The organism is Actinomyces acetigenes (assembly GCF_031296635.1).
In the GTDB taxonomy this organism is placed as follows: Bacteria; Actinomycetota; Actinomycetes; order Actinomycetales; family Actinomycetaceae; genus Actinomyces; species Actinomyces acetigenes.
This window is the reverse complement of record NZ_JASPFC010000028.1, coordinates 23,726-34,920: the sequence shown is the minus strand read 5'-3', so window position 1 is coordinate 34,920 and position 11,195 is coordinate 23,726. Positions and strand designations below refer to the sequence as shown.

The following is an 11,195-nucleotide window of genomic DNA, read 5'->3' as shown; positions in this document are numbered from 1 at the left end:
AGCGTGTCTGATATCGCTGAGGTGCTGGTCGGCTCCCAGAACGTCGAGGTTGCTGATGCTCAGCGGACGGAAGCCGGAGCATCCGACGCCCAACTGGACTCAGTCACTATCAAGTACGAAGACGAATCCTCTCGAACTGCACATCGATACGTTCCTCAGTCGGTTCGGATCAAGTCTCTTGGAGCTGAGCGTACAATTCTCCCCGGTGACGCTATCCTAGTAACAGCGGCAGATCAGTCTGTCAATGATGCCGTGAGGAAAGTTCTTGAAGAACTGAGCTTGACAGTCATCGAGATTCCCGGGGATGCGTCGGAAGCGACTATAAAACGTCTGACTTCCTCGGATCGTCTTCGCCGAGTGTCTACCGTCGTGGATCTATCCGTCCTGCGTCCGCACGCCGACATACTGTCCGAGGGTGACGCCTGGTGGCAAGATGTTGAAGGCCAGTACACAACCGTATTCAGCGTTGCTCAAGCAACCTATGAGACCCTGCAGTCACATGGAGAGCATGCGTCATGGATCTCGGTGACGTCCAGTGGTGGTATGTCAGGGATGGACTTGCGAACCGTCGGCGATCCTATCGGCGGACTGACCGCAGGATTTGTCAAGACCTTGGCTCTCGAACTGAGGCAGATGCATACTCGAATTGTCGACTTTGACGTGGTTGAGCCTAGTTCGTTGGCTGGTGCTCTCAGAACCGAGTTGACTCACAAGGCTGTGAATGAAGAAATCGAGATAGGCTATATTGAAGGAGATCGGTATACGGTACGCGTTCTTCCCGTGCCAGTATCGAGTTCTGACCGCGCAGTACGGCAGTCCCTTTCGACAGACTCTTGCGTTGTGATGTCTGGTGGTTCCCGTGGCATCGTCCGTGAGTGCGCGCTGGCTTTGGCAGAGCAGCGAAACATTCCAGTTGTCCTCCTTGGGCGCTCAGACCCCGACGATCCGGAGATGAAACCATGGTTGGCCTACAGTGACGAGGACTGGGCAAATGCCCGTGCTGAAGTGATGCGTCAGGGGAGAACTCGACGTCCGGAGGCAAGCGTCGCCGAGCTCTCCGACGAATACAGGAGAATCACTTACACTCGTCAGCTTGTCACTAATCTGGCCGACATTGAGTCTCGCACTGACAAGATTCACTACCTTGTATGCGACGTGTCTGATCCAGATCAGGTTGACAAGGCGATGGCCCAAGCTCGTAGCAGGTTCGGAAAGATCGGCGCCATTGTGCACGGAGCCGGCCTTGAGTCATTCGGTGCCATACCTCGTAAGTCTCTCAAGAAGACCGCCAAGGCTATAGCTGTGAAAGCCCGAGGTTTTCAGAACCTCCTGAGGGCCACAGCTGAAGATGATCTAAGCGCCTTTATATCCTTCGGATCTATTTCTGGGCGATTTGGTATGGACGGCCAGTCGGATTACACTGCCGGCGCCTCACTGCTGGCGCAGATGGCACACATCATGTCTCGGTCGCAGTCGCAAAATCCTCGTACCATCCCGTTCATCACCATGGAATGGACCGCTTGGGGCGAGGTAGGAATGGCGACTAATCCTGAAGTCGTTTCAGTTCAGGCAAACGAGCGTGGCATGACATATATGTCTGTCGCCGATGGAGTTCGCCACTTCATCGATGAGATAGAGCTTGGGACGGCGAATCCTGAAGTGCTCTACTTTGGGGAGCTTGGAAAAAATCGTCCTGCTGCTCAGGTGCCGGAGCTGACGAAGAGTGGCACGCAGCTGAGTGCGCTGATGGATAAGTCTGGAATGATTGTCAACCGGAGCTCGTTCCCCATGGTTGATTATGCTGAGACTACTGAGTCGGGGCTTCAAACGACTCGAGTCCTGTGGACTGAGCGTGATCGCTATCTTCCTGATCATCTGGTTAAAGGAACCGCAACCTTTCCTGGGGTGCTGCATTTCGAGACCCAGATTGAAACCGCGCTCCTGCTTGCTGGCGACCAGTATGCCGGAATTGAACTCGATCAACTTGATCTCCAGACATTCCTTAAATGCAGAGATCGGGATCGTGTGACGATCCATGTTGACGCTAAACGTGTGGATGAAAAGCGGATCGACACGGAATTGACTTCTGTATTCCGTACACCGGGCGGATATGTGCTCGATCCAAGAAGACCACAGTCGAGCGCTACATTCCGTCTCCTTGACGAGCCAGTATCAGCTAAAGAGCCTGTGCTTGACGTTGAGCATATCTTCGATGATGTGATCGGTGAGTTTGACATTGATAAGTACTATGCACTGACTGATAGCTTCATATCATTCGGGCCAACGTTCCGCTACCTGAATAGCGCCTTTCTTGTCGATGAGAACATAGTGGTCGGGGAACTTCAGATTCCGGGGATCCCAGGACTGTTCTCTGATGTCGCCGATCCGAACTTCCGGTGCAACCCGATTCTCGTTGACAATGTTGGAAGGTTCGCCCTGATGCGGCAGCTGTGGCGCAATGGCCAGTATGTTGTTCCGACGCAAATGAAGAATGCGCGAATGTATCGCTGCCCTCAGGTGCGCGAGCGTTGCTTCGGAAAGATGACTGTTCTCGAAGACTATGAGGATGGTTTTGACATGCGGCTCGATATCGTTGACGAAAACGGCTACCTGCTCTGCAGCGGCGAGCATATTCGCCTGACTGCGATCGGCAGCATGCCTGAACCTGCGGATATTCTTAGCAACACTACTTCTCCAAGGATCTGATTATGTCTATGTCATACTCTTCTCTTGCCGTTATTGGATTTGGATGCGATCTCCCTGGTGGTTCTAATGGTGCGGAGTCGTACTGGGACACCATTATTCAGGGGCGTAGTGGAATTAAAAGCGCGCGCGATCAGCGATGGAACTACAGTGGGTATCTAGATGCCGACCGCACTGCACCAGAGCGCACGTATTGTGGACTTGGGGGGCTGTTAGACGACTTTACTGTACGTCCCGGTAGGTGGTGCTCCTACGCAGCGGTTGAAAAACTCAATCGCACGCAAATGCTCATTCTAGATACAGCGATTCAGGCACTCGGCATGGCAGGGATGGTGCCGGGAGACAGCAGGCTGAAGGAAATTTCTCTCATTGTGGGAAACATGCTGGCCGACGAGGCGTACGATCATGAGGTTCTTGGCGAGATCGCCAGGCTCGCTCTCCAGGAGGCTGTTCCGGACCCTGAAGAACGTCGGCCCTACGAGGCCAGCCTCGATCATTCACTTCCGGTAGTGGATGCTAATGCCGATTCTGTCGGAGTGGTCCCGTCTGCTCTTGCGCATCCGGTCGCCACGTTACTTGGTTTGCAAGATAGGGCTCTTGTTGTCGATGGAGCTTGTGCATCCGGTTTGCTGGTCGTTGACGCGGCTGCTCGTTATCTACATGATCGTACCTCTCCTTTTGTTCTTGCCGTTGGGGCAATGGCGAACATGGCGATCACAGGAAACGTCAGCTTCTCCAAAATTGGTGGTCTCTCGGAAACTGACTCGACACCCTTGGATGAGAACGCTTCGGGGCTTGTTCCCGGCGAGGGTGCTGGAGCCGTGCTGCTGTGCCCGTTAGCCTATGCACTAGAGCATGGGATGACGGTATATGGAGTGATCCGTGGTAGCGCGACTCGTACTGATGGTCGTGGTAGGGCAATATATGCCCCTAACATGCGAGGCCAGGTGTCGGCCATGAGGCAGGCAATGGAGGGCGGTAACTTCGTTGCTGATGATATCGATCATATCGAGACGCATGCAACTGGAACAAAGGCGGGAGATACGGAGGAGCTGCTTTCTGTCAAGGAAATCGCTTCCGGTCGTTGCTCAGGTCCAGTATCTTTAGGGTCGGTTAAGTCACTTACGGGGCATGGTTTTCCGGCTGCAGGCATAGCCAATCTTGTTAAGGTTCTGCTTTGCATGCAGCATGAGTGCTTCGCGCCTGTTCATGGCGTGAAGACACCTCACAAGCTCATCAGGGAGAATCCCGACATTTTTGCTCTTCATCGAGAGTCTGCTACATGGCCTGTTAGTGATTCCCGGCCTCGTAGAGCGCTGGTCAATGCATTCGGTTTTGGTGGAGTGAACTCGTCGGTCTGCGTTGAGCAGTTTGATAAGCAGTACCACGCCAATCTCGTAAGAGCGGAGTCTGACGCTGTGCGGCCATCCGGGAACGGCCGAGCCGTAGCTATTGTCGCTACCGGGCGCTGTCAGGCGACTGCCATGGACAATGGTACACTTCTTGATGACGACATTGACTTCGACTGGCGCTATTTTAAGGTTCCTCCGGTCCTGGTTCCGCATATGGATGGCGCACAGCGTCTGGCCCTGGAGGCGACAAGGCGCTTGCTTGCTGAAAGGCAGATTGATCCGGATCGTTGTGGGATAGTGCTAGGGCAGCCTGCGGGTCTTGAGGTTCTCGCTCGTCGGTCGTTCAAGATCAGACTTCCTGAAGTTGTTTCAGCGCTGCGTTCCACTCAAAGTGTGGACAGTCGAGACATCGAAACCGTAGTCTCTGGTGTTGAAAAGATTGCCTCGTCTATTCCTGCAACAGTAGAGGCGTCTCTGCCGGGGTATATGGACAACATTGTTGCCGGCCGTCTTGCTAATGTCTTCGATGTTCGTGGGCCATCAATGGTCTTGGATGCCGGAGAAGCATCGTTTGCGGCGTCTGTTGACCTCGCGGCTCGCTATCTTGATGCAGGGGAGTGCGATCAGATGATCGTGGGTTCCGCTTTTGCGTCGAGGTTCCGTGTGCATCGAGCTGCAGGCTTGGCGTCTCAAGGCCGTAACGCTTCCGTTATGCTCGTGCGCTCTCTTGAGTGGGCGCGGAAGCATCCAGAGGAGGTCTTGGCTGTTGTTGAGGTGAAGACTGTTTCAGAGGTCGAACATGACGGAGGATTCAGTAACTCGGCGAATGCTGGTTGGGTGCTCGAGACGATGGCCACTCCTCAAAACGACTCCGGTTGGAGTGAGCAAGCTACTGTTGCTCAGTCAGGTCGGAAGTTTGGGTACAGCGTGGGCGTCTATGGCACAGTACTCTCATATGACGAGAAGTCGGATGGCGAATCGGCATCAATGTCGACGAGCTTGCACCTGGCGGCAGCCGACTCTCCTGAAGAAGGCTTGCGTCTGCTTTCCCGTCCCGCCGTGGCGAACGCAGACAAGGAGAATGGGTGTGGTCGTTTTCGGATGGCCGTCCTGGACTCCGATATGGAGCTGGCCGAGGTGATCTGGAGGTTCCTCGGTCAACGCGGTCGAGAAGAGGAACTCGTCCGCAAGTAGATCGAGTTTTGATCTACTCGTGCGGGGCTCTCGATCGCCTTAGTCGGGAGCCCCGCACACCCCGTTTCTTACCTGGATGGTTATCGATATCTTGCCATGAGGCGGTTATATCAACTTCGGCTTATTCCGCGAATGACGACGTCTAGAAGAATATTGTAGGCATCGTCGTCGAGTGTTGTTACGTGATCGGAAGAGCTTCGCGCAGCGGATTGGTGCTGCCATTCAATGAATATCGCACCTTGAACGCTGGCCCATATTGCTTCAGCTAGTTTTCTTGGGTCATCTTTGATGAAGACACCTGCCACTTGCCCGTACTGGACGATGTGGATGAGTTGTGTGAAAGCATCGTGAGCGGCAGGTCCCGGGCGAGTGACCCACATCAGTTCATAGGCTTGAGGGGTGGCCAGCATGAGTTGGCGAACGACGATGCCTGCTTGACGGAGGCGAGTTTTAGGATCTTGTTCTGCTATCTCGCGCAATCGACTGACCATGACGGAGAAGTGTTGCTCGGCAATAGCATCGAGGATGCCTTGCTTGTCCCCGAAGTGGTTGTAGATGCTGGCCGGCGACACGTGTGCCTGCGCTGCCACAGCGCGGATGGTTACCGCCTGCACGCCTTTGTTCTCCAGGAGGTCCGTGGCCGCCTGAACGACGGTGGGCACTAGTTTTTTTGAGGATGTGCGAGTGGTGCGGCTTGTCGGCTGTGAAGCCATGGGTCCCCCTTTTATGAGAACGACCTATGGTGAGGTGGGCGAATTGTTATGTTGCTCATGATACTCGGCGTCGAAGTCCAGCGTTGTTGGGCCTTTTGAGGCGCGTAACACGGCGGTCGTCGGGATGAGGGGCTGTCCGCTACCAGCCTGGCGTTCGTAGATGGAGGAGGTCGTTGTGGGGAGCGGTGTCCATGGTCGTTGGCGGGGCGCGCTTCTAGCCTCGAAGCATGAGCTACGACCTCCTGATCTTCGAGCCGGACTGCGCGACCGATGAGGACTTCCCCCGGTGGTGGGAGCAGGCGGTCGCTCAGTGGGATGAGCCGGGCGACTTCAGCACCATCGACGGCTCTACCCCGGCGATCAGGTCCATCTACCGCGACCTCATTCGTACCTTCCCACCGTTCAACGGCCCCGACGCACTGAGCGAGGAGGAGCTCGAGGAACGAGAGAATGAGGGGCTGCCGGTCGCCGACTACACCATCGGCGCCGACTACGTCTACATCAGCGTCGGCTGGTCGGACGCGAATGCGCTCGTCAAGACTGTCGGCCAGATGGCCTGGACGCAGCGGCTCGCGGTCGCCTACGTCAGTGAGGACAGCTCGATCGTCCGGCCGTAGGCGAGAGGGGCGACGCTGAGCCTCGAGCCTTCAACCCCGCTTCCGCCCCCACTGCCACAAAGTAGTACATGTAGAACCTTTGTCGTATTCTCATGTCATGAGTGCAGCGGGTGTGCCGGTTTCTCCGGGGAGCAGGACTGTTGGACTGCGGGAGGTCAATCAGCAGGCCGGACGGGTCTACCGTGAGGTCGAGTCCTCTGGTGTGCCTGTGACGGTCACCGACCGCGGCCGCCCGATCGCCCAGATCGTCCCGATCCGTGATGACGAGACCTGGTACGGGCGGATGGTCCGTGAGGGCAAGGTCCGTCGGGCTGCAGGCGACTGGGTGCTGCCCGCCAGGCGGTGGGGGACGCCTGAGGGCTTCGACCTGGAGCAGTTCCTCCTCGGTGAGCGCGAGGAGGACAGGTGATCTACCTCGATACCTCGGTGGCGCTGCTCTCCCTCCTCGGGCAGCCTGGAGCCGATGAGGCGGCGAGGCTCATCATGGATGCGCATGCCACCGAGGGGCTGATCTCCTCCTGTCTGCTCACGGTGGAGATGGCTCGGGCGGCGCATCGAGAGCACTTCGATATCCGCGTCGTCAATGAGTTCATCGCGGGGGTCGAGCTCGTCGAGAACGGCCCGGATGTCATTGAGCGCGCCAGCACCCTGACTGGTGAGCTGAAGTCTCTCGATGCCATTCACCTGGCGACTGCGACGCTGCTGGACAATCCTCGCCACCCTGTCACGGTGCTGACTCATGACGCCCGCCTGGCCGACGCCGCCCGGTCCCGAGGGCTGGGCGCGATCGACCCGTTGGGCTCATAGCACCTGATAGACCTCCTCGAAGGGCAGGCGCGGGTTGCGCTCCTGGTAGGCGTCCGGCCCCGGGTGGCCGACGTTGATGACCAGCAGCACCTCCACGTCCTGACCGGCGAAGAACTCGGTCGCCAACGCCTCGGCGTCGTCTCCGTTCATGGGGCCGGCTGCCAGCCCGACGGCGCGAATCGCCTGAATGACGTAGGCCGTCTGGATCAGTGCTGAGGCGCGCGCCCACCGCGCCCGCATCTCCGCCCCGCCTTCCTTCAGCAGACGCTGGTAGCGCTCGCCACGCGGGTGCAACCGCGGCAGGGACTCGGCGAAGGACCGGTCGGCTGCGCAGACGAGGGTGAGAGGCGCCCCTGCGGCCTGCTCGCGATTGCCGCGAGGAAGACAGGGCAGCAGGCGCTCCCGGGCTGCCGCCGACCGGACGGCTACTACCCGCAACGGCTGGGCGTTGACCGCCGTCGGCGCCCACTTGGCCAGCTCGTGGATCGCCCGCAGCTGGGCGTCCGTCACCGGTTCGTCGGTGAAGGTGTAGGCGGTGCGTGCCCCGCCGAACAGCAGCGAGGCATCGGACTCGGTCAGGACGGACTCGCCGGGCACGGGGCCCGGAACCGGAACGGGGGAGACGACTGCCATGCTCCGATTGAAGCACGTGCCGTCTCCCCCGGGGCGGGTGTGGTCCCGACAAGGCAGCCTTGCTGTTCTCCGCCCTTGCTCGCCTCGCCCTTCTGACTCCGGTCTCGCAGCGGGGCTCCGTCGCGCAGGCGATCTGTGCGGTGGAGAGTGTGTGCTGTGAGGGCCTGAGCCTTGCTGCTTGAGAAGTAGCCGTTCTTCTCAATGGAGGGTGAGGCTCCGGGCCGAGCCGCAGGGAATAAGGCAGGAAGTTATGGATGAGAATGCCGCTCCTGGTGCTCGGCCTGATTGTGGTGGTCGGTATCGCCTCCTTGTGTCCTGGTGCTGAGGTGGCGCGTCGGGCGCCGTCCGCAGTGAAGCGGTCGAGGACAAGGCAACCGAAGCCGGTGTTGCGAGAGTGTTGGTGCAAACGCTTATGCTCCCGCAACGTCTGGGCCAGGTGCGGGGAGTCGTTTCAGTGCAGGAGGAGAGGCAGGAAGGCGCTGAGGTTGTTGAGGCAGTGGATGCTCGCCGGGTAGAGCAGGTTGCGGTCGGTCTTGACATAGAGCAGCCCGCAGCTGAGCCCGAAGAAGGCGTGCGGGATGACGCTCAGTACCTCGGAGAGCGCGAACGAGTGCATGTGCAGCGCACCGAACAGAACGCTGGAGACGACAACAGCCACCCAGGTCGGCGCGAAGCGCTCGATGAGCCCAATGAGGAGCTGGCGGAAGAACATCTCCTCCGCAATTGGCCCCACGACCCCGAGCACGACGACGATGATGATCGGCGGGAACATCCGCGTGACTTCGCCAACGCTGGCGTCATTCTGCAGGGTTGCTCCGGACAGGCCGGCGAGGTTGAGCAGGGCCGAGGACGCCAGGCCGCCGATGAGCTCGATAACCAAGGTGGCGAGTCCGCCCACGATGAGAGTGAGGACGGCCCGCCGCTTACGGGCCGCTACCTGACGGGCGGCCTGGGCCAGCGGGTGGCGGAAGGCGACGCAGCCGACGGCGAAGAGAGCGATGTAGAGCGCGAGGCCGGTTGCGGGGCTGGCGTCCCCGGGGATGAGAAAGTGGCCGAGGTGGAGGGGGAAGAAGAAGGCGTAGAAGCTTGTGAAGATGACCAGCGCGACGGTGCTCAGTCGGTCGGGCCGGGTGCTCGCGGTCGGAGTCGAGACCGGAGCGGGGTCCGACGGCGCAGGATCTGGTGCCCCGGAGGCGACCGGTGTCTGCTGGGACAGGGACGTGCGGGAAGTGCTCATGGCCGGAAGTGTGGGGCGGCTGGCCCGCGAGCGGCGTCGCCCCGGCGACTGAGCCTCGGTGCGCCCCTCAGACCCTGGTTTGTCAGATTCCGGTTCGACTCCTAAGCCTCGCTGAGCTGCCTGAGCGCACGTGTAGCCGGCTGTTGTGGGGTTGGAAGACTGCGCACTAAGTGTAAAAATAAGGGACAATTGCCAAGCAGTCGTACTTCAATTTCTACCTCCAGTAACTGTGAAAAATGTGTGTATCAATCCGATTGCATTTTATGGCTGCGTGAGTTATTACTGCCCCTGGAGTGCTTCAATTCTATCGGCTAGCCGCCCACCATCCCTTCTCCTGACTCGAGGCTCTCGTGAACGTGCCCGTTTTGTCCCCTATTTCTCCCATATTTCCCCGTTCGTCTGTTTTATCAGTGTCTTCTTCGACGTCGAGGCGGCGGGGGCTGCTGAGGACCTCGGCTCCTGTGCTCCTTGCTCTGGTTCTTGGCGTCGGGCTCGCCGGCTGCGACGACGTGTCCAGCGCAGGCAGTGATGCTGCGTCGTCGGTTGCGCCGGCCGAGTCCCAGCAGGATACCGGTGGTGGCGACTCCGCCGACTCCGAGGAGGCGCCGGCCGAAGAGTCCAGTGAGGAGCCTGCTGCGGAGCCCACGGACGACTCGCGTGGGGGGAGCGGCTGGTTCGGTGGCTCGGATTCGGGGGAGGACTCCAAGTCAGGGGCGAACTCCGAGTCGGAGTCTCAGAAGAAGTCGGAGTCGACACCGGAGCCCCAGAAGGAGTTCTACGCTAACTGCAAGGCTGCGAAAGCGGCTGGCGCGGCGCCTTTGTACCGAGGTGATCCCGGATACAGCGAAGACCTGGATCGAGACGGAGACGGTATCGCCTGCGAAAAGTAAGGCCTGACTATTGCTGCGGAGAGCCGATGTCGGCTCTCGCTACTACGGATTTCATCTCCACGTGTCCTGTCATGCCGATTGCTATGCGCATGACGTGGCACAACACACTGTCTTTCACTTTTCCTATTCGAGGTTCTCATGAAGAATTCACTTGTTCATCCTGGATCTTTGCTGTCGGCCCGCGCTGGTGCCAGCCGGCTGGCCACGTTGATGTCGGCCCGTCAGAGGACGGTGGTGAGGTCGGCATCTGCGGCCCTGGCCATCGCGGTCTGCGGCGGACTGGCCGGGTGCGGGGTCCCGTCCGTGGCTGACGGTGCGGGCTCGCCGACACCGGCACCTTCGCCGACGGCGACTGCTTCGCCGTCACCTACTCCGACTCCGTCTCCCACTCCGACCCCGACACCGCGTCCCACCCCTACGCCGACGCCGTCGCCGATTCCGACGACGCAGGCCCCGACGACGCAGCCTCCGTTACAGCCTCTCATGCAGGAGTCCGAGCCAACACAAGAGTCGGAGCCGACACAGGAGGCGGAGCCGCAGGCCGGCGGTGGTGGGGTGGCTCCCGCACCTGCACCGGAGCAGAAGCAGGAGAGCACGTACTACCCCAACTGTAAGGCTGCGAGGGCAGCAGGCGCTGCTCCCTTGTACCAAGGTGAACCCGGCTATCGGTCTGGGCTGGATCGTGACGGGGATGGCATCGCCTGCGAGATCAAGTAAGGTCCCGTCGGTGCTCGCCGTCTAGAACGGTGGTGGTGCGAGAGTCTCCACCCGCTCCATGTGCGTCGCTCGCAACGTCCAGGCGTTGCGAGCGACGCACATCGGTTTGGGGTGGTGGCTGGTGGGACCGTGTGTGAGGCATGTGACGTTTGTTCACATCGTGCGAGTTGAGGTGGTGCGATGTGGGCGGAGGTCAACCATGTGCAGACGGGAGTTTGCAGCGCCTCCGAGTCTCGCGTGCCATGCAGGCGAACAGTGCCCACGACGACCAGGACTTCACCGACGCCGCCTCAGGCAACTGGGATTGTGACTGACCTGCGACTCCGTGTGAT

General features: G+C 59.4%; 11 protein-coding genes. 7 read left to right on the top strand and 4 right to left on the bottom strand.

Features of this window, described 5'->3' with window-relative positions; all coding sequences use genetic code 11:
• The first annotated feature begins 252 nt into the window (after window positions 1-252).
• Together RIV14_RS10535 and RIV14_RS10530 are read left to right on the top strand one after the other, a co-directional pair.
• Entirely contained in the window at window positions 253-2,706 is a 2,454-nt protein-coding gene (locus RIV14_RS10535) for an SDR family oxidoreductase (RefSeq protein WP_143224192.1), read from the top strand.
• Window positions 2,707-2,708: 2 nt separating this feature from the next.
• Entirely contained in the window at window positions 2,709-5,249 is a 2,541-nt protein-coding gene (locus tag RIV14_RS10530) for a beta-ketoacyl synthase N-terminal-like domain-containing protein (RefSeq protein WP_075372098.1), read from the top strand.
• Window positions 5,250-5,359: 110 nt separating this feature from the next.
• Here the strand turns inward: RIV14_RS10530 and RIV14_RS10525 are convergent, their stop codons facing one another.
• Entirely contained in the window at window positions 5,360-5,962 is a 603-nt protein-coding gene (locus tag RIV14_RS10525; protein ID WP_075372097.1) for a TetR/AcrR family transcriptional regulator, read from the bottom strand.
• 227 nt (window positions 5,963-6,189) lie between these two features.
• Between RIV14_RS10525 and RIV14_RS10520 the strand changes: the two genes are divergently transcribed.
• The 3 genes from RIV14_RS10520 (at window position 6,190) to RIV14_RS10510 (ending at window position 7,386) form a co-directional block, all read left to right on the top strand.
• Complete coding sequence (locus RIV14_RS10520; RefSeq protein WP_075372096.1) at window positions 6,190-6,579, top strand: hypothetical protein; 390 nt, start codon at window positions 6,190-6,192, stop codon at window positions 6,577-6,579.
• A 97-nt stretch (window positions 6,580-6,676) separates the two neighbouring features.
• A complete protein-coding gene (locus RIV14_RS10515; RefSeq protein WP_075372095.1) occupies window positions 6,677-6,988 on the top strand; it encodes a type II toxin-antitoxin system Phd/YefM family antitoxin in 312 nt (103 codons plus the stop codon).
• The gene (locus RIV14_RS10510; RefSeq protein WP_075372094.1) at window positions 6,985-7,386 is read left to right on the top strand and encodes a PIN domain-containing protein; all 402 of its coding nucleotides are present in this window, start codon (window positions 6,985-6,987) and stop codon (window positions 7,384-7,386) included. The genes RIV14_RS10515 and RIV14_RS10510 overlap by 4 nt, the downstream gene beginning before the upstream one ends.
• Here the strand turns inward: RIV14_RS10510 and RIV14_RS10505 are convergent.
• Together RIV14_RS10505 and RIV14_RS10500 are read right to left on the bottom strand one after the other, a co-directional pair.
• On the bottom strand, window positions 7,381-8,019 hold the full coding sequence (locus tag RIV14_RS10505) for a malonic semialdehyde reductase (RefSeq protein ID WP_075372093.1): 639 nt from the start codon (window positions 8,017-8,019) through the stop codon (window positions 7,381-7,383). The two genes, RIV14_RS10510 and RIV14_RS10505, sit on opposite strands and share 6 nt — an antisense overlap.
• 451 nt (window positions 8,020-8,470) lie before the next feature.
• Complete coding sequence (locus RIV14_RS10500) at window positions 8,471-9,256, bottom strand: CPBP family intramembrane glutamic endopeptidase (protein ID WP_075372092.1); 786 nt, start codon at window positions 9,254-9,256, stop codon at window positions 8,471-8,473.
• Window positions 9,257-9,717: 461 nt separating this feature from the next.
• Between RIV14_RS10500 and RIV14_RS10495 the strand changes: the two genes are divergently transcribed.
• Window positions 9,718-10,146 carry an excalibur calcium-binding domain-containing protein gene (locus RIV14_RS10495; RefSeq protein WP_075372091.1) on the top strand — a complete coding sequence of 143 codons (429 nt, stop codon included), beginning with the start codon at window positions 9,718-9,720 and terminating at the stop codon, window positions 10,144-10,146.
• A 221-nt stretch (window positions 10,147-10,367) separates the two neighbouring features.
• Here RIV14_RS10495 and RIV14_RS10490 read toward each other — a convergent pair whose 3' ends face one another.
• Window positions 10,368-10,631: a hypothetical protein gene (locus tag RIV14_RS10490; RefSeq protein ID WP_075372090.1), complete on the bottom strand. Its 264-nt coding sequence runs from the start codon at window positions 10,629-10,631 to the stop codon at window positions 10,368-10,370.
• On the opposite strand from RIV14_RS10490, the gene RIV14_RS10485 reads away from it, so the two are divergent.
• On the top strand, window positions 10,630-10,863 hold the full coding sequence (locus RIV14_RS10485; protein ID WP_075372089.1) for an excalibur calcium-binding domain-containing protein: 234 nt from the start codon (window positions 10,630-10,632) through the stop codon (window positions 10,861-10,863). The genes RIV14_RS10490 and RIV14_RS10485 overlap by 2 nt on opposite strands.
• Window positions 10,864-11,195 lie beyond the last annotated feature (332 nt).